We start from the raw sequence: 18,358 nt of genomic DNA, 5'->3' as shown, positions 1-18,358 counted from the left end.
GTCAGGCACCTCCTCGAGGCAGAGAGGCGGCCGAGGCCAGCTCGACCAGAGTCACGGTGTCCACTTGGGAGGTTCGCGTGGCGACATCGATCAAGTCGCAGCCTGCGGTCGTGGTGCCGCCGACGGTGATCAGTCTCAGATCGACCAGGTCACCGAGGATGACGCCGCCCGGTTCGCCGCCGGGCAGCAGTCCCGAGCCGTCCGCGTCCGCGGGCCGGCGGTCCACGGTGTCCAGGGCGGCGCACTTCCGTACCGCCTCCAGCCACAGCCGCGGCCGGTCGGCGTCGGCCGCGGCCTTCACCTTGTCCAGCAGACCGTCGACGTCCTCGGCTATCGCCGCGTCTGTCACGGCGTCACCTGTGCCCGGCAGTCCGAGTAGTCGCCGCAGTCGCGGGCTCCGGTCCCGGCGGGGCGTGGACCGGCCGGGGACCAGGAGAAGCTCGCACGTCTCCCGCAGCCTGGAGTACGTGGTCTGCGCACCCGCACTGTCACACGGTGAGGTGAGCGCCGGCACCGGCCGGTCCAGGCACGCGCGGAACCGGGCCAAGACGTGGGCGTCGAAGGCGACACCATCCGTAGTCGGACGAGTCTTTACCTTCTCCTCGTTCTCCTCGAACCATTTGGCGAGGTCGAGGCAGCTCAGCACGGGCAGATGGAGCTCACGGCCGAGGTCGTCGAGCGCCAGACCGGGGGCGATCTTCACCTCGCGGCGCGGGCCGTCGAGGCTGATGCCGAATCCCCACACCACGCCGCCCCCGTGCAGCCAGGCATTGTGCAGCCGCATCTTCGCCCAGGCGTGGCCGACAACCGCCTCGAGGTCCGCGACCCCGAGGAGCATCCCGAAGTGGGCCGCGAGGGACGTGAACGGGTCGGGGGGCGGAAGCGTCGCGCTGTGTTCACCTTGCATCGGCTTCATGCCTCCCCGCGAACCAGCGCGGCGCGACGTGCGGCGGCGACCGCGCGCCAGGCGTCGGCGTCCCCGGTGCGGGAGGCGACCTCGTCGGCCAGTTGTCGGGCGGCGGCCTCCGCTTTCACGGCCCTGGTCAGCTCGCTGACCAGCCCGTCGCGTGCGTTGGTGACCGACTCGATCCGCTCGCTCACGCGCACATCCTTCAGCTCCTGGAGAGTGGCTTCCGCGGCCAGGAAGAGAAGCACCTGCTCCTTCAGTGCCTCCGGCACCGCCGCCTCCCATGCGTCCAACGTTGCCTGGTGCGCGGCGAGAGCCTGCTGCGCCTCGTTCAGTTCGAGCCTGGCCTTCTCGACCTTCTTGCGCAGGTCGTCGAGAGTCGGACCGGTACCCGTGTCGGGGGAGGGGACGCTGTGGAGGGAGGCCAGCATCGCGTGGTCGAGTTCCTCCTCGGCCCGGCGTAGATGCTCGGCGCACTCCCACACGGCCTTCTCGGCGGGGAGCGCCGCCTCGACACCCTTGTGCAGGCCCTTCATGCTTTCCTGCTCCTCATGCGTCGGGGAGTCCATGTCCCTGACGGCTGCGAGATCCCGCATCGCAACCGCGAACCGGACGGATGCTCCCTCGGCGACGGCCCGCAGCTTCGCGACCTCTGCCGCATAGGAGTGCCGAGCCTTCAGCAGGGCACCGGAAGGGCGCTCGGTCGAGGCGGTCAGGGCATCGCGGGCGCGGGCCAGCCGCTCGTACACCGCGGCATCCCGGTTCCCGGCCTCGGTCGCGCGTCGGCGAAGCCCCTCGACGACGGAGGGGCCGAGCAAGGCGGCGAGCCTGTCCATTGCCTCGTTGTACGGCGGGGAGGCCAGCGCGGCCCCGGCACCGGTGAGGGCGTCGGTCACGGGCCGGGTCCCGACGGTGGCCGTCCACTGTTCGACGCGTCCCTCGTCGATGTCCACCTGGGTCTTGGTTGCTTCGGCGGCCGTCACTGCCCTTCTGGCGCCGTCCAGCGACTTGGCCAGGATGGCGCGGTGGCGCTCCTCGGTGCCGAGAGCGTCCGCGGTTGCGGCCGCCAGGGCGACCGCGTGCTGTCGACGCACCAACGTGGTCGTGAGCTGCTTCACCAGCGCTTCGGCGTCGGCCGGCAGCGGTGCGACGCCGAGACTGCGGCGGATGGCAGCCTCCTCGGCGATCAGTCGGGCGAGCTCGGCGGCCGCGTCCTCCGACGCTTTGCGACGGACCGCCAGTTCCGCATCGCCGGTGGCCAGTTCAGCCGTCAGCGCCTTGACGGCGTCGGTCGCCCGTGCGACGTCGTCGGCCGCGAACTGGGTGAGAGATGTCGTCACGGACACGGCGACTCCTTGGCTGTGGATACATCGGTCCAGGCGGGCTGCGGTTCGTGGTCACCGGGCGGATCGCCCGGATAGGCCTGGCCGGACTTGGCGTACTCGCGTCGCACGGCCACGGCGAGGTGCTCCGGGCCGATGACGGCGTCCGCGTCCGCGGCGAGATACGCGGCGGCCACCGCGGCGTTGCGGATGAGAGCTCCTGAGAGGGGATACAGGGCGGCGAGCTGCTCCAGGTCGACGCCGGGGTCGAGGGGCGCGCCGGAGGGGAGGTGACGTCGCCAGAGTTCCTGCCGTTCGACCGCGTCCGGGAGATCGAACGAAACGATGAACTCCAGTCGGCGCGCGAAGGCCTGGTCGATGTTCTGGCGCAGGTTCGTGGCCAGCACCGCCAGGCCGTCGAACCACGAGAGTCGGGACAGCAGATAGGCCGTCTCCAGGTTCGCGTACCGGTCTCGGGCGTCGCCCACTTCCGTGCGCCGCCCGAACAGCGCGTCCGCCTCGTCGAAGAACAGGACCGCGTCTCCGCGCTCGGCAGCGTCGAACGCCTCGCTGAGATTCTTCTCCGTCTCGCCGATCCACTTCGAGACCATCCGGGACACGTCGACGACGAGCAGGTCGCGGCCCACCTCGTTGGCCAACACCTCGGCGGCGAGCGTCTTGCCGGTCCCGGGCGGGCCGCAGAACAGCAGTCGCACGCCGCGCCGTCCCGGCCGTCCGGGCAGGAAACCCCAGCGGTCGAGGACGACGTGCTGTGCCCGTACCTGCGCCACCGCCGCCCGCAACTGCTCCGTCCGGTCGGACGGCAGGACGAGCTCGTCCCACCCCGCGCCGGGGCGCAGCCGTACGACGCCGGGCGGGATGCGGTCGTCCTCGTGGTCGGCGACCGCTGACCGCAGGTCGGCGGAGCTCAGGGGTGTGCCGCGGATGAGAGCGGCTGCGGAGACGTTGCGGGCCAACTCCTGTGCGCTCGCGGCGCCGAGGGTGCTCGGCACCGTCTCGGCGGCGTCGGGCAGACCGGGCAGGAGCCGGTCCCACAGGGTGCGGCGGGAGTCACGGCTCGACCGCGGCACGTCCAGGATCAGAAGCGGCCGGTCGCTGGAACCGACGGCGGCGCCGCGCGGGGGCGCGAGGACGGCCGGGGCCGGGACGCCGTCCAGCGCGCCGACACCGTCCGCGAGTTCCCGAACCACCAGCACGGGTGTGACCCCGTGGGCCATCGCCACCAGGCCGATCGCACGCGCCGCCGGGCCGTCCAGCACGGGCACGTCCAGGACGGCCGGTTCACGTCCCGTGGCAGTGAGCAGCGTGGCCAGCCGCAGGGCGGCGTCGCCCGGGTCGCCGGAACGGAGGACCGCGGTGGCCGGGACTCCCCGCGAGACGGCACGGAGGACGGCGGCCACCGCCGGTTCCTCGGCACGCAGGCCGGGCGGTGCGACGCCGATCAGTGCCGGGTCCGTCCTGCGGGCGTCCGCGGGCCACCCAGGAGCTCCGTGCAGGGCGTCCCACAACCCTTCGATCAGGCACAGCGAACGCTCCCAGAACGGTCCGGCTCCCTGGGCACGCAGCGCGCCGGACATCACCAGCGGACCGTTGAGCAGCAGCCCGCGCAACCACAGACGCCCCTGTACCGGATCGTCCGGCGCACCGGGCAGCGCACCCGCCTCACAGAGGACGGCCGCCAGTCCGGTGGTCGCCGCAGGCGCCCGTACCGGATGCAGGTCGCGCAGCACGCTGGACAGGCCTTCGTGTTCCTCGGCGAGTCCCGCGAGCAGCAGCAGGTCGACCTCGGCCGCGGTGAGCCGCAATCCCTCCGCGATCCGGTCGACCGGATGCCCCCCGGCACCTGGGGCGTCAGGTACGGCTCGGGCGGCGAGGGCGGTGAGGAAACCGTGCGCCTCGTGACCGGTGCCCAGAACTTCACCGATCCGCCCGGCGAGTTCCAGCACACCGTGGTGCAGCCGCGACGATGCGGCGGTACGTGGCTCGGCCGGAGCGACGAGCGTGGTGTCAGACATAGCGGAACCTCACGATGCAGCCGAGGGCCGGCAACCAGCCGGGATCGAGGTCGAGCCCGGCCGCGCGCAGATCGACCGAGACGTCGTCCAGGTCGAGCCGCACCTCCAACCAGCCGGGGAAGGCGGCGATCTCGCCGCGGCGGTGCAGGACTTGGGCGAGCAGTGCCGTCTGTGGCTGCCGTGCCGGTGCGCGCCCGGCCAGCCGGTCGCGCAGTTCCCGGACAGTGAGGTCGGCGAGGCGGGCCGTGGCGTGGCGTGCCTCGGCCGGGTCGACGTTCGCCGGAGCGGCGGGAGGCCGGACCGACGGCGGGAGTCCGCAGAACGCGAGTAGAGCCGGGTCGTTCACGGCAGGCTCGCCGAGCCGCGGTGCGGACCGCCTCAGCAGCTCCCTGCCGAGCAGGTGCATCGCCCAGCGCGTGCCGCTGCCATCGGGCTCGTACGAGCCCGCCAGGCAACGCAGCGGCGTGGCCAGATGGAGGCAGAACAGCAATCCGGCGTTCGCCGTCACGGGATGGACCAGCGGTGCCGCGACCTCGCGGGCCGTATGTCGGTCGCATTCCCCCAGGAGGGCCGGCGCGGCAGTCGAAGAGCTCTCGCGTCCGCGCGACTGCGCAGCCCACGGTGACCGTTCATCATCGTCCCCCCGGACAGCGGTGGGCGGTCGACGAGATGCGGCGACGCCCTCGGACAGGGCCGAGCGCAGAAGTGCCGCGCCGTGCACGGCCACCCGACCCGGAACCGCGTCTGCCAGGGCGAGCGCGGTGAGGGCGGTACGCAGCCGCGCATCCGACGCGGACCGGATCATGTCGTCGTACGGCGATCCCGACAGGAGCGCGAGCGCATAGCCGGGTGGCGGCAGTCTGCCTTGCACTCCGGCTGGCAGGAAAGGCGCCGCCGAGGCTGGTGCGGCGTCGGCCGGGTCGGCCGAGGCAAGGCGGCGCGGCGCGGGTGCAACGGTGGCGGACACGTCCTCCGCCCCTCCCAGTGACTGCCACGACGTTGCCGCCAGCTGCCGCAGGTGGCCGGGTCCGAGGAGAGCGACGAGGCGAGTGAGGGCGCCGCGCCGTGCGGCCGCAGCGAGTACCGGCGCCACCGCCGTCGGTTGCCCCATGAGCGCGCCGAACACGGCTCGGGCGGGATCGGTCTCGCTCGCGTCTCGGGCGTCGTCGGGCCACAGCCCGAGCCGGCGCCACGCCCACAGCCGCGAAGTGTCCCCCGCGCATGCGCGCAGGACGAGGTCCAGCAGAGCGGCGGGACGATTCGCATGGCGCACCACACCCGGTCCGCCCGCGGCCAGCTGCCCGGCGACAGCGGACGCGACCTGCGCGGCCCACGCACGCGCCGCTTCGTCGGTGTGGCCGATGCTCACCCGCACCGGCGGTACCCGCACCGAGGCGATCGCCACCTGCTCGTCCGCCGTCACCACCCCGGCCAGCGCCTCGGCAAGGGCCTCGTCCAACAGCGCCTCGAGCAGCGCCTCGGCGTCCTCGTGCGACTGCGCGGCCGGGAGCTGCCAGCGCACCGCGAACCGGTCGATCACCGCATCCGTCATGGCGCCACCCTCAGGTCCGCGCCGATCCGGCCTTCGCCGACGGCCGTGCCGCCCGTCGGCCGACCGAGCACCGCTCCCGGGCCGAGGGCGCCACCGACGGCCAGCTGACGGAAGCCGCTGTCCCTGCCGACCACGGAGGTGAGCCCGAGATGCCAACCCACGCCGACCCGGGCGCCCCGGTCGGCCGTGCACACCTCCACCAGGGTGTGCGCCGGGCGGTGTACGTCGACCAAGTGCCGTACCGTTTCGAGCTGTTCCTCCGACAGTGTGCCGGGCACGACCACCGAGAAGCGGTGTGCGTGGGCGTCGAACGATCCCTCGGTGGCAAAGGCCCCCGCCCCAGCGGCGGCACCGAGTCCGCGGAACCGGAAGCGCTCCACCAGGGTGGGACGCACCCCGAGGTAGATCTCCAGCATGCGGGTCAGTCCCGCGACCGTTCCCCGCGCCCGGAACAGTTCGACCGCCTCGGCGAGCAGGGTCCGGCGTGCTACCTCTGGCCACCGCCCGTCCAGGGTGAGCCCGACCAGCGACGCAAGCCAGGGGAGCAACTCCGCAGGCGCGGCTGCCGGATCCAGTACGAGGTGCCGTTCGGCGGCGCGAGCGTCGAGGTCGGCGAGGGGCCCGCCCAGCAGCGCGAGATAACGGTCGAGGAAGGCGGCGGCGCGCGGCTCGGCGGAGTACAAATCCGGCAGCCGGTCCAGCAACCCGTGCCCGGACCGTTCCACCCGCAGCGCGCGCACGCGCGGTGCCACCGTAGGCGTGCCGGTCAGTCGCAGCCGCAGCCACAGGTACCGGCCGGGCGGGGCGTTCACCACTGTCTCGTACGTGGCGTACCTGTCGGTCGCGGACCGCCGGGTCCACGGCACCTCGCGCGGGCCACGCCGGTACAAGGAGCCGAACTCCGCCCCTTCGCCCTCGAAGAGCAACTCCGCGGAGTCGAAGGGCGCCAAGGGGGGACCCGGCGGTGACGCCGGGAGGTCCGGCTCGACGTTGGCGGGTGGAGTGCGCGACAGCGTCGCCACTCCCTCGTCGGTCGGAAGGGCGTCCGCCGTGAGGCACCCGACCGCCAGCGATGTGCCGGGCGGCAGGCAGGCGTCGACGAACAACCGTCCCCAGCGCTGCCCGTGGACGCCACTGTCCAGCGCGAAGGTGTCGATCCGGCCGGCGGTCCGGTAGCGCGCCGGCGCCGCGAACGCGATCCGTACGCCCTTTCCGTTCCAGTAGCCGATACGCCCGTCCGGCGTGCGGGTCAGCCCACGCCCGTCGTAGCCGGGGGCCCGCAGCGGCTGCTCCGTGGTGCGCCCGGTGCCCAAGAACGCGAAGCGGCGCAGGTCGGCGCCAGGCCCACTCGCCACGATCACCGCTGACGTGCCGTCCAACTCCAGATCCCGGGCACTGGGCACCGGCCCGATCGCACGGCTCGTACGCTCGTCGGCGACAGGCACGGCCCAGCCGTCACCGTCCGTGTCCCGCCACAGCAGCCACACCTCGCTGCCCGGACCGACCGCGACCCGGGACGGCACCGCACCGGCGGGCAGCGCCTCGCGCGGGCCGGCCGGCACGGGGAACGGGCGCGGGCCGGCGTCCCACGCGTTCAGGCGCCACAGCGGGGCGTCCGGTTCCGCACACGCGATCAGCACTCCGCCCTCGTGCGGGGCGAGATCGACTGGCGTGCCGGGCGGACGGAACCGGCGCACCGTACGCCGGTCGGCGAGATCGATCACAAGGACGGAGCCGTCGGTGGCGTCGAGCACGGTCATCCGGTCGTACGCATCCATTGCGAGGGACACGGCCCGCATCTGCCGTCGCGCCGCTCCGGGCGCCATGGCGAACTCGCCGGACGGCGTGCCGGGCGCCGGCGTGACTTCCAGCAGGTCCTCGAACGGGCCGTCCCCCAGGCCGCCCTCGGCCCGTGGTGCGGTGAGCCGTCCCTCGGGGCGCCACGGGAGCCGGACGATCCGCCCCTCCTCCGGCACGGCATGTAACGCCGTGCGGCCCGGGCCCACGGCCAGCCCCGCGGGCCCGGCCGAGGCGTCGCTCCCCGGGCGACCGGCCGGTTCCTCCCATGCCGACGTCACGGCACGCTCGTCGGCCGACAGCGCCGTCCCCGAGTGGGCACAGCGCAGCCATTGCGCCACGGTCGCGATGGCGGCGAACCCGCCCGTGTCCATCAGCACACCTCGCTCGGGACCGGCACCGGTAGCGGAGTGCCGCCAGGCGCGGGCGGTTGCGGCTGAGCACCGGCAGGGGGCGGAGTGCCGCCCGCGACCACGGTGACCGACGTCAGTTCGACGACCTGCCACGGATGCAGGTCGACCGGTCCCGGCGCCCAGGAGCCGTCCGCGGCCACCCCGGCCACCTCCAGGCCGGTCAGATACTCGACTCCCTCCACCTGGAGAGCGGCCGCCTCCAGCTCCGGCCCGTGCACGCGGCGTCCCAGCGGCCAGCCGGTGCCCTCGGGACCGTACGGCGGTAGCGGTGACAGGTACTGACGCAGGACCAGTTCCACCCAGTGCCGCACGGCGTCGGCGCTGTAGCCGGACTTCACCGAGAGTCCCGCCGACACCGCCACCTTGCGGTACTCCGGAGGCACCACGTACAGCTCGGTGGTCACCAGCCTGCGGCTGTCCAGGTGGGCGCAGACCCGCCGCAGCAGGCCACGTTCGGGGGTCGGTGCCTGCGGGCGGTCCGGATCCTCGCGGGGCCAGACCACGACCGTGACCACTCCCGCCGCGTCCAGGGCCTTGGACGGCGGGTGGAAGAGCGGCAGGCATTCCGCGCGTCCGACCTCCCCGCCCGGTGTGAGGGCCGCCAGCTCGGTGAAGTCCGACGCCGTCACGGCACGGTCGTGCCGGCGGAACTCGCCGGGGATCCGGTCCATGGCCGCCTCGAGAGTCTCCGCCGCGCATCCTCCGCCGGTGGCCAGCGGATTGCTCACCTTGGCGGGCTCTCCGCCGAGCAGGAGATTGAGGCCCTTCGCGGGCACATTGCCCTGTACACCGCCCCCGTACCGATAGCGGAGCACGCGGATCCGCTCGCCGAGCTGTGGTGCCCGGCCGCGGACCGTGTCGCCGAAGGCGCACTCCCCGGCATCCGGGTCCAGCGTCCAGTGCCGGTCCTCGGGGCCGCTGCCGGCGAACGACTCCACCCGGGTCCACGGCTGCCAGACGCTGTTCTCCTCCACCTCGACCACCACGGCGGGCCGCTCGGACTGCACGGGACGATGGGCGAAGGCGTAGCGCTGTCCGGGCATTCCCGTACCGGCGCCGAGGAACTCCGGCTGTGCGGTCACCGCCTGGACCACTTCGGCGGCGTTCGCACCCACCCACCGCAGGGCCGGGATCCCCGGAGCGTCGGCGGGCGGGAAGGCACGCAGCCAGAACAACAGGCCCTCAAGGCCCTCCAGAGCCGGTGGGAACAGGCCGACACCCGCCGCGTCCCCGGTGTCGGGCAGGGGCACGCCGACGTCCTCGAGGCTCCGGGGGAGCCGCAGCCGCACGACGCCGTCGCGGCGCAGGCCGCCCGTGGAGTCCGCGGTGAGTTCCAGCGCGCGGTACACCGGCTCGCCGTCGTCCCCCGGCACACTGCCGGAGATCTGCCACTCCAACTGCGGAGGAACACCGTCCAGCGGGGGATCTGCGCCGGGACAGGCGTCCACGGCGAACATGCCGGGCAACTGCGGATCGAGGGCCACCCCGACACTGAGCTGCGCCCCGGCGAGCAGCGGGCCTGCCCGCAGCGCCTCGGCATCTTTCGGATCACCGGCGAACACGGCCAGCCACAGCGTGCCGTCGACCGCCTTCGGCAGCTGAAGGGGCGGTGCCCCCGGCACGGTCGGGTCCTCGGCGAGGAACTCGGCGTGGTAAAAGACGGGTTCGTGGTCGTCCGTGGCGCCGTGGGCGTCGAGTGCCGCTTCGGCCGCGGCCATCAGATCCGGATCCACCGGCGCCGGGGCGGCGATCTTCGCCACGGCGAGCACCCGCACGGGCAGAGCCGTGACGTCCTGTTCGGTCTCGAAGCGCACCGCACCCGCGCCCACCACGGTCGAGGCGCGGAGCCCGACGGCATCGGGGCCCCCGTCCGGCGTCCTGAGTTGCGGAGTGAAGGAGACCAGACCGCGTGCGGGCTGAGCGGGCAACAGCGGTACGCGCAGCAGCCTCAACAGCCATGCCCGGGTCGCATCGGGGATCTGGTTGAACCGGTACAGCAGCTTCTCGCCCAGGAACGCCACGAGTTCCAGCAGAGTGACGCCGGGGTCGCTCGGATTGCGGTCGGTCCACTCCGGTGTGTAGACCGCGATCCGCTCCAGCAACTCGGTGCGCAGGTCGTCGAAGGAACGGTCGTCGAGAGCGGGCACGGGAATCGGCACGGTCACACCCCCGTTGTCCGGGCCGTGCCGACCGGCACGGCGAGCCGTAGATCGTCGGTGCTTCCGTCGCGGACATAGGTGTACGACACGGTGACGACCGCCAGTGACGGGTCGTCGCCGGGCCGGACATCCACGGCGCGTACGGTGATGCGCGGCTCCCAGGCCGCCAGCGACTCCTCCACTGCGCGGCCGATCGCCGCCCGGGTGCCGGGGGTGTTGGGGAGCGTCAGGAACTGGCGCAGTCCGCAGCCGAAATCGGGGCGCATGAGGCGTTCACCGGGCTCGGTCACGAGAATGACGCGGATCGCCTGCCGCACCAGTTCCGCACCGCCGGTGAAGACGAGTGCTCCGCGGGGACCCGACGGCGCGAGGGGCAGCGCCCAGCCGCGGCCGAACCGGTCGTCGTGGAACCTGTTCATACGGCGAACACCTCCGCCCGTTCGACGCGCGCCTCGTACCGCAGGTCGTCCTTGGGAGCGGCGAGAGAGTGGACGCCGCCGATCACGGAACGGGCCGTACGGAACCGATCGGGCGGCGGCTGGCCCTTGAGACCGCCGGTGAAGGAATTCGTGTCGGGCGGGTCGAGCCCCGCGCCTTCGGCCGCGGCCGCGACCTCCGTGGCGAAGGCCGCGAAGACAGGGTCGACCCGTCCCTTGATGGAGGCGTCGAAGGCAGCATCGGCCTCGAAGTCCGGCGGTTTGGCGGCGAGTTCGGCCTGGAGGGCCGCGTCGACGGACAAGCTCGGCGGAAGACAGATCCTGAGCGCGAGCAGAAACCACAGCTGCAGGACGAATACGACGATCGGCAGAAACAGCCGTAGCACGAACGAGGCGACGATGGTGATCAGCGGGATCGAGAAGGAACAGATCTGGTAGCCCTGGCCCGGGGCCCTGTCGAAACGCACGTCCGGCGGTGTGCCGATCCTGATGCCGCCGGCGGCGCCCAGGCCCGCCGCGGCCCGCAACTCCTGCTCGTTCGGCAGCCGAACCGTCACCGGTCGGTGCGCGGTGCCGCGCGGGTCCAACTGCCCGGCCAGTCGGAAGGGTTCGCTCGGTTCGCTCCAGGTCAGCCGGCCATGACAGTCCCGTTCCCCGTGTCTGCGCGGGCAGGCGGGATCGTGCCTGCGCACGAAGCAGCGGATCTCATAGACCGAGGCGTCGTCGAAGCGGGGCGCCCGGTCGGCACGCGGTTCGGCGGACGGTAAGGCCGGTCCGTCCGCCGTGGAGAGCAGTTCGAGGTCGAGCGTGCCGGTGGGCACGACACCGAAGTACAGGGTCCGTCCGGTCGCGTCGTGTCCGGTGTCCGCCGGGTCCGGCACCAGCGGATGGAGGGGGAACACCGCCTCGGTGAGCTCCGACGGCAGTTCGCCGACTTCCTCCCACCGTCCCAGTCCGGGCAGCGGCCGCAGTCCCGGGCACGGCCGTTCCGGCAGCGGGACGATGTCTCCTCGGGCGTCGACCGAAAGCGGCCGCCATCCCTGCAGATCGCGATCGACTCCCACTGCTTCGGCCCACTCGTGCAGCGTGCTCTGCAGCGCGGTCACCTTCTGCTGAGCGGCGGCCTGCTGCTCGGTCAGGACATGGGCGCGGGAAAGGCCACCCCGGCGTGCCCGCACAGCCTGGGCCAGCCGCTTCTCCACCGTGGCGAGCCGGGAGCGGGCCAGCGCCAGGTCGCGCAGCATCGTCCGCGCTTCCGTACTCGCCGCGGCCGGTACCGAGGCTCGGCGGCGCCGGACCACGAAGCCGGCTTCGCACACGTCGTCACGGCGCGGGCTGGGCAACCCCGGCCGGTCGCAGTGCAGTTCGACCGCGACCAAGTAGTGACGGTGGTGGGTGGCGAGATACAGCTTGCGCAAGGGCGTGCCCACCGTGGGGACGAAACGCGCGGCCGGCGACGGCCCCGGACCTCGGTCCGCGGTCTCGTCGAAGACGAGGCGGCGCTGGGGATCGGTGAGGAACTCGTCGACCAGGCCGGGCGTCGCGTACTTCTGCAGCGCGGGCCGGCTCTGCTCCGGCCGGACCTCCTGGCGGGGCCAGTGCCACCAAGGCGCGGTGAGCAGCCAGTCGTGCGGCGGGGGAAGGTGCGTCGTCATCGGCGGCTCACCACACGTTCCCGGCACCGGGCGTGTACGACGGGGACACGACCGCTGTCGTGTGCAGGGTGGAACAGACGACCGCGCCGTCGAATGTGGCGGTCGCGGCGTGCACGTTCACCGTGGGCGCCGTGATGTCCACCGGCGCGTTCGAAGTGATCCGAACCTGGCCGGCCGCTGTGAGGGTGACACCGAATCCGTCGCCATGGGTCAGCCGCACCTCCCGGGACCCACCGTCCAGCACCAGTGTGTGCCCGGACTCCGTCCGCACCGTGAGCCTCGGCGCCCCCTCGGTGTCGTCGAACTCCAGCACGCTGCCGGCCCGTGACTTCAGCATCCGCTTGTTGTTCGGACGGGTGGCCTCGACCGGCGCCGTCTCCTTGCCGTTCCAGCAGGAGCCCACGACATAGGCGCGGCCGGCGTCGCCCGCCTCGAAGCCGACCACCACCTGCGTGCCGACCGCCGGGTAGGCGACGAAACCCTGGTCGTCATCGGCGTACGGGGTGAGCAAGGTCGCCCTGACCCGCAGTTCGTCGGTGCTCGACGAGAGCGAAGGCAGCCGCACCTCCACCCGGCCGAGCCGTTCGGGGTCGACGATGTCCGTCACCAGCCCCGGATACAGTCCGTACAACCCGTCGTTCACCGGCTGCCCTCCGCGTTGACGGTCGGTCGTTCCGCTTCGAAATGGCTGCGCAGCCCTCCGGCGCCGCGCCGGAACGCGTGACGCACCCGCGTCGTGTAGTAGCCGTCGCCGTCGAACGGCCCGCCGACCCCGCTCAGCGTGAGCCTGCTGCCGACCGTCAGCTCGGGAGTGCCGCAGCTCGTCGCGATCGCGGTGACGAAGCGTCGGGCCCGCGACTGCATCCCGGCACGGGCCCAGGCGAGACCCTCGGCCTCGGCCAGCGGGACCATGCGGGTGCGTTGGTCCGCCCTCGGCCCCACGGCTCTCAGCAGAACCTCCGGGCCGATCCGCCCGCCGGTGACCTCCGCGGTGACGACCGCCTGGTCGGCTTGCGATGTGATCGCGTCCCGGCCGCGTGCGTCGTAGCCGGAGACCCGCACCGCACTGCGCTGATGGGCGAGATCGGCGCGAACGGTGACGGTCAGCAGCTCTCGGCCCTGTGCCAGCCGAAGCCGGGGCCCGGGGCGCCGGTCCCGGGTGGCGAAGTGCAGGGTCCGGCCCGTCGCCCACACCTCGGCCCCGATCAGCTCCGCGCGCTTGCGCAGGAACGCCAGGTCGGACTCGTTGACCTGATGGACGAGCGGATAGGTCGGCCCGGGCGCGTCGGCTTCGGCGGTCAGCCCGTGGTCGGCGGCGATCCGCCGTGCCAGGTCGGCGTCGCCCACTTGGCGGTAGGTTCGCGACCGCCGGGTCATCCGCAGGGACATCAGGGCGTCCTCGGCGAACACCGTGACGTACGGGGTGTCGCCCTCGTCGAAGGTGACCTCCAGTGCCGACACGGACCCGGCGAAGACCACGTGTTCATCACCGGGCGCACCCAGGGACGCGGCGAGCTCGCTGCCGAACGACAGGGTCCGGCCGTCCAGATACTCCACCACGTCGTCGTTCGGCCGTCGACGTGGTGCGACGGCGAGGAACTGCGCGGTGAGGGTACGCAGCCCCGCGGTGGACTCCTCGACGGTCAGCGCCAGGCAGTCGCGGGCGAGGTCCGGCACCCGTCGGCCGGCGACGGTGAAGACGGGATCGCAGGCGGTGAGTCCCTCAGCCATGCCGTGCCTCCTCGGCGGTGCGGGCGGCGTCCCGGGCACAGGCCTCGGCCCGTTGACGGAACCGGTCCCGCTCGACCCAGTCGGGCCGGCGGATCCCCGGGTGCCCGGACGCCCGGTCCGCGGCCGGAACGGGGCCGTCCACCGCCACCTCGTTGCTGATCTCTCCGATGCGCAGGGTCATGTCGGTCCTCCGATGCAGCGGCATCCACCGGCATGACACGCGCACCCTCGCGCGGGCCGCTTCGCCGTGGCTCGCGGGACGCCGAGAGCGAGCCACGGAGGGACGGTCGGGTCGGCGGTGACCGGCACGTCGCCGGAGCCGGTTGCGGAGGGCCGCACCTGTGACTTGAGTGGTACTCCGGTGCCGAAGGTCAGCTCACGCCGGTCGGCCTCGCGGGGCACCGCGGCCTGAGTCCGGGCCGCCTCCGGTGCGCCGAACCCGGCGCGCTGCGCGTCGGCCGCGGCGGCGGCGCGCACGGCCGCCTGCTGGGTGAGCGTGTTCTGCAGGCCGCCCGCCGACGTCACCGCCCGTGGATCCGGCTCCCGGCGACCGGCCGACGGGTCCCCGGCCGTCGTTCCCACCGTGACCCCGGCGGTGATCCCGGCGGCCAGGCCGGGCCCGGCCGAGAGCGACGCCGAGAAGTCGACGGTCGCGCCCGCGGAGAGGCTGAGCGGATCCTGGCCCCCCAGATCGAGGTCCTTCCAGCTCGCCGGATCGAGTCCCATCCGGCCGGCGAACTCAGGGGCGCTCTCGCCCGCCACCACACTCCCGGTGCGGTCCTGGCCCGACGGAGTCACCCCTCCCGGGGGGAGCAGACCCTGACCGTCGCGGGCGCCGGCACCGGTGTTGGACGCCGGACCCACCCGTCCCGCCTCGTACTCCGGCAGTTGCTCTTTGATCGTCACGGCCAATTTGGCGCGCAGCGGCACCCCGTTCGCGGAGAACAGGTCGTAGTCCTCGTTGAGCGCGCTCATCACGCCGACCAGCTGGAACGTCCCGTAGCAGAACCGCACCAGGGGCGGCACCGACTTCGTGCCCTTGGCCGGGAGCAGGAACCGCTCGACCTCCTTGGTATGCATCCGTACGTCGACCGGCTTCTGCGTGGTGCCCACATCGCTGGTGTCGTAGATCAGATCGAACGAGAGCGTGGACGAGGAGGTGCCGTCGTACTGGACGACCGGCCGCTTCCCGAACGCCTTCTTCATGTCGACGTTGTTGGCCATCTGCAGGCGCAGCGAGGTCGGGTTGAACTGGACGGTGACCGGCTTGCGCGGCTTGGCGGGCGGACGCGTGCCGACCTCCTGCAGGGTGGCCTTCGCCAGTGGTGCGGTCACGGGGTCACCATCCGCAGGCCCTCGTGGGCGAGGGTGAGTTCCTCGATGGCCACCTCACCCGTGCGAGCGTTGAGCTGCGGGCCCACCACCTTGGCGGGCAGCGCGCGGCGGAACGACCACACGGCCACGGACTGCTGCCCCGCGTCCAGCAGTTGGACCAGTCCGTCGTAGCGCCGCACGGGGCGGACTCCCGAAGTCACCTCGGCGATCCACGTCCACAGTTCCGGTACGACCTTGCCGGTGCCGTCGACGACCATCCCGCGCTTGAGGACCAGCTTGGCCACCTTCATCCGGCCGACACGCTGGATCACCCCGTCGTTCCGGCCGCCCTCGGGGTACTCGCTCACCTCCATCTCGGACTCCAGCCCCATGCACTCCTGGAAGCCGCCGGTGCCCAACTGCGTGGGTGCGCCGGGGTCCGGATCGTCCGAACCGGTGAGGCTGAACGTCACTCGGAACCGGTATGTGGTGGCGAGGTGTCCGCCGTCGGTCATGGGCCACCTTCCGTTCGCAGCATGCCGTCGTCCGTGCGCAGCAGCCTGACGAGGAGGAATTCCAAGGGGGTGCTGGGCGCCACTCCGATCTCGCAGATCAGATCGGCTTCCGCGGACGCGGGTCCGGCGGGAGTGCCCACGGCGGGCACTCGGACGAAGAAAGAGTCGGAGGGGCCGCCACCGGCGAACGCCCCGGCGGTGAACAGGTCGAGCAGCATGTTCTCCACCGCGAGTCGCAGCCGGTCACGCAGCAGGGCGCCGTTCGGTTCGAACACGACCCAGGCCAACTGCTGGTGCAGCGTGCGCTCCAGATGGCTCACCACACGCCGCGCGGTGAGCTGACTCCAGGCCGGGTCACGGGCGAGGGTCCGCGCCGCGGTGATGCGCACCCCGTCCCGGCCCAGGACGCACACGTTGATGCCGGCCTGGTGCAGCGCGCGCAGGGCCTGCCCTTCCGTCCCACCCCTGCGACCCGGGCCCTCCGCCACGTCGACCACATCGGTGAGCACCACTTGTGCCGGACCGAACGGCAGCCCCCGGGTGCGCTCCACCGCCGCGATCACGCCCGCCGCGTACGGCGCGGGCGGCACGGTGACGAGCCGGTCCGCCACGGGGTCGGGCACGCGCAGCCAGCCGTGGTAGGCGGCCGCGCAGGAGGAGTCGAAGGCCGCGCGCCAGTCAAGCACGCCCTTCGCGCTCAGTCCGGGCGGTACGTCAAGCAGCGCCACCATGCCCTCCCGCTCGGCGAACGCCACCACGCGGCGCTGCCGGGCGACGATCTCCGCCCGGTCCGCACGGAGTGCGGGATCCAGCCGTAGTCCGGGCAGCTCCGTACGCGGTTGCGGGGTCGGTCGCCGGGTGCCGGGGGGCGGCACACACGGGGCGAAAGCAGCGCCCGCGAACGTGACCGGCACGCTCACATCCACGGTCGCAGGCCGTTCGGCCGGTGTGTACAGATCGGGTACGACGACGCTCGCGCAGTCGGGCAGGTCACGCAGGGCGTCCAGGCCGGCCGGCGGAGCCTGCGGGTCCGAGGCGTCGGCGCCGAAGAAGTCCTCCGCGCCGATGAGGTGGTACCGGTCGCTGCCGTGCCCGGCGAGCTCGGCTTCGGCGGGAGCGAGCCGAGCGTCCGCCGGCAGTGCGGCTCGCGGAACCCCCACCGGTTCGACGAGCCGTGAGTCGGCCGAGAGCACTGCTCCCAGCCACCGCGGGTGTTCGGCCGTTAGCCCGAGCCCGGTGAACCGTTCGGCGCGGGTGCGTGCGGGATCGCCGTCGATCACGTCCAGGTCACCGGTGACCTCCTCGGCGCGTTCCAGCGGGCCGGTCACCGGTGCGTCCAGGGCCGCCAGCCGCTCCCAGCCGCCGCCGTGCCGTGCGTGTCGCCGGGTGAGGCCGGTGACCACCCGCAGTTCGTCCGCACCATCCGACGAGCGCAGCCGCAGCAGTGTGCCCACTGGCACGCTCGCGCCGGGGGCGAGCACCAGCATCCGCCCCTCCAGTTCGGGAACCGGCAGCGGCGTCGTACGGAACCGCAGCGTCGCGGTGAGAAGGTTGCCCCACGTGCCCTCGTTGCGGGCCTGGAGCCGCAGCCGACCGCCGGCGTCGTCCCGTACCCGGTCGGCGAACTTCAGCACGGCGCGCGCCGGCGGCTCGGGACTCGTCAGGTCCGGAGCCGGACTGCGGGGTACGACACGGACGACGTACGCCCGACGGCCGCCTTGGGCGAAGAAGGCGGCGACCGCGTGAGGGAGCAGACCCGGACCGTCGTATCCGCCGAACAGTTCCTCGTACTCGGCCCAGTCCTCGACGGGCACGGCCGACGAACGTGCCCGGCCCTCGAACAGAAGTGGATCGGCCAGGGCGTGGTCGTCCACCCCTTCCCAGGCGGGACCGCGGGGCGCCACACCCACGAAGGCGCAGACGTCCATCCGCACGCCGGGCCGCGGCACGGCGGTCACGTCCGGGGCGAGGTACACCCCGGGCGGACCGAGTGCCGCCGACTGCGGACCGAAGAGCTCGGTGGGAGCGGGTGGCGTCATCTCACAGGCTCACGTACTCGATGCCTTCGTGGACCAGGTGCAGCTCCTCCATCGCGACCTCGCCGCCTCCCTTGGCCGCGAGCGTGGGGCCGACCCACTTCTTCGGCTGGGCGTTGCGCAGTTGGAGGGCGAGCACCTTGGTTCGTGCCTCGTCGAGAACGGTGATGGTCACCCGGCGCGGGGCGTAGACGCCGTCGCGCACCTCCTTGAACCAGGCGAAGACCTCGGTCGAGCCGATGAGACCACGCTTGAGCGTGACCTCGTCCGTCTTGTTGGTGTTGGGAACTTTTCGTACGACGTTGTCGGGGTCGATGCCCTCCCGGTAGTCCGAGAAGTTGATCTCGTTTCCCAGCCCGGAGACATCGGAGAAGCCGGCCGTGATGGGATCGCCGCCGGTGGGCGGTGCATCGAACTCGACCTGAAAATTGAACGCTCCGTACGGATTGCTGCGTGTGACCACCACGGGCTCCTTTCAGCGTCG

The 18,358-nt window shown here is 72.6% G+C and carries 15 protein-coding genes; all 15 read right to left on the bottom strand.

Annotated features, from left to right (window positions below; translation table 11 throughout):
- Position 1 precedes the first annotated feature (1 nt).
- Genes ACFPQ9_RS38265 through ACFPQ9_RS38195 form a run of 15 tightly spaced genes read right to left on the bottom strand, consistent with a single transcriptional unit; the run spans position 2 to position 18,337 of the window.
- A complete protein-coding gene (locus ACFPQ9_RS38265; protein ID WP_380863667.1) occupies positions 2-916 on the bottom strand; it encodes a hypothetical protein in 915 nt (304 codons plus the stop codon).
- On the bottom strand, positions 913-2,247 hold the full coding sequence (locus ACFPQ9_RS38260) for a hypothetical protein (RefSeq protein ID WP_380863665.1): 1,335 nt from the start codon (positions 2,245-2,247) through the stop codon (positions 913-915). Before ACFPQ9_RS38260 ends, ACFPQ9_RS38265 begins: the two co-directional genes overlap by 4 nt.
- The gene (locus ACFPQ9_RS38255; RefSeq protein ID WP_380863663.1) at positions 2,244-4,265 is read right to left on the bottom strand and encodes an ATP-binding protein; all 2,022 of its coding nucleotides are present in this window, start codon (positions 4,263-4,265) and stop codon (positions 2,244-2,246) included. Before ACFPQ9_RS38255 ends, ACFPQ9_RS38260 begins: the two co-directional genes overlap by 4 nt.
- Positions 4,258-5,817, bottom strand: coding sequence for a hypothetical protein (locus tag ACFPQ9_RS38250; protein ID WP_380863661.1), 1,560 nt, complete (start codon positions 5,815-5,817; stop codon positions 4,258-4,260). The genes ACFPQ9_RS38255 and ACFPQ9_RS38250 overlap by 8 nt, the downstream gene beginning before the upstream one ends.
- Positions 5,814-7,988 carry a phage tail protein gene (locus tag ACFPQ9_RS38245; protein ID WP_380863659.1) on the bottom strand — a complete coding sequence of 725 codons (2,175 nt, stop codon included), beginning with the start codon at positions 7,986-7,988 and terminating at the stop codon, positions 5,814-5,816. The genes ACFPQ9_RS38250 and ACFPQ9_RS38245 overlap by 4 nt, the downstream gene beginning before the upstream one ends.
- On the bottom strand, positions 7,988-10,186 hold the full coding sequence (locus ACFPQ9_RS38240) for a putative baseplate assembly protein (RefSeq protein ID WP_380863657.1): 2,199 nt from the start codon (positions 10,184-10,186) through the stop codon (positions 7,988-7,990). The genes ACFPQ9_RS38245 and ACFPQ9_RS38240 overlap by 1 nt, the downstream gene beginning before the upstream one ends.
- 2 nt (positions 10,187-10,188) lie before the next feature.
- Positions 10,189-10,605 carry a GPW/gp25 family protein gene (locus ACFPQ9_RS38235; protein ID WP_380863655.1) on the bottom strand — a complete coding sequence of 139 codons (417 nt, stop codon included), beginning with the start codon at positions 10,603-10,605 and terminating at the stop codon, positions 10,189-10,191.
- Positions 10,602-12,278 (bottom strand): hypothetical protein, encoded by a 1,677-nt coding sequence (locus ACFPQ9_RS38230; protein WP_380863653.1) that lies wholly within the window; start codon positions 12,276-12,278, stop codon positions 10,602-10,604. Before ACFPQ9_RS38230 ends, ACFPQ9_RS38235 begins: the two co-directional genes overlap by 4 nt.
- A 7-nt stretch (positions 12,279-12,285) precedes the next feature.
- On the bottom strand, positions 12,286-12,921 hold the full coding sequence (locus ACFPQ9_RS38225) for a phage baseplate assembly protein V (RefSeq protein WP_380863651.1): 636 nt from the start codon (positions 12,919-12,921) through the stop codon (positions 12,286-12,288).
- Positions 12,918-14,009 carry a phage late control D family protein gene (locus tag ACFPQ9_RS38220; protein ID WP_380863649.1) on the bottom strand — a complete coding sequence of 364 codons (1,092 nt, stop codon included), beginning with the start codon at positions 14,007-14,009 and terminating at the stop codon, positions 12,918-12,920. Before ACFPQ9_RS38220 ends, ACFPQ9_RS38225 begins: the two co-directional genes overlap by 4 nt.
- Positions 14,002-14,190 carry a hypothetical protein gene (locus tag ACFPQ9_RS38215; protein ID WP_380863647.1) on the bottom strand — a complete coding sequence of 63 codons (189 nt, stop codon included), beginning with the start codon at positions 14,188-14,190 and terminating at the stop codon, positions 14,002-14,004. Before ACFPQ9_RS38215 ends, ACFPQ9_RS38220 begins: the two co-directional genes overlap by 8 nt.
- Positions 14,187-15,344, bottom strand: a complete 1,158-nt coding sequence (locus ACFPQ9_RS38210) for a CIS tube protein (RefSeq protein WP_380863645.1) — start codon at positions 15,342-15,344, stop codon at positions 14,187-14,189. The genes ACFPQ9_RS38215 and ACFPQ9_RS38210 overlap by 4 nt, the downstream gene beginning before the upstream one ends.
- The gene (locus ACFPQ9_RS38205; RefSeq protein WP_380863643.1) at positions 15,341-15,838 is read right to left on the bottom strand and encodes a phage tail protein; all 498 of its coding nucleotides are present in this window, start codon (positions 15,836-15,838) and stop codon (positions 15,341-15,343) included. The genes ACFPQ9_RS38210 and ACFPQ9_RS38205 overlap by 4 nt, the downstream gene beginning before the upstream one ends.
- Positions 15,835-17,877, bottom strand: a complete 2,043-nt coding sequence (locus ACFPQ9_RS38200; RefSeq protein ID WP_380863641.1) for a hypothetical protein — start codon at positions 17,875-17,877, stop codon at positions 15,835-15,837. The genes ACFPQ9_RS38205 and ACFPQ9_RS38200 overlap by 4 nt, the downstream gene beginning before the upstream one ends.
- Position 17,878: 1 nt before the next feature.
- Entirely contained in the window at positions 17,879-18,337 is a 459-nt protein-coding gene (locus ACFPQ9_RS38195) for a phage tail protein (RefSeq protein WP_380863639.1), read from the bottom strand.
- Positions 18,338-18,358 lie beyond the last annotated feature (21 nt).

Origin of the sequence: Streptomyces coerulescens, assembly GCF_042657965.1 — a bacterium.
Classification (GTDB): Bacteria; Actinomycetota; Actinomycetes; order Streptomycetales; family Streptomycetaceae; genus Streptomyces; species Streptomyces coerulescens.
This window is presented reverse-complemented; position numbering and strand designations above follow the sequence as displayed.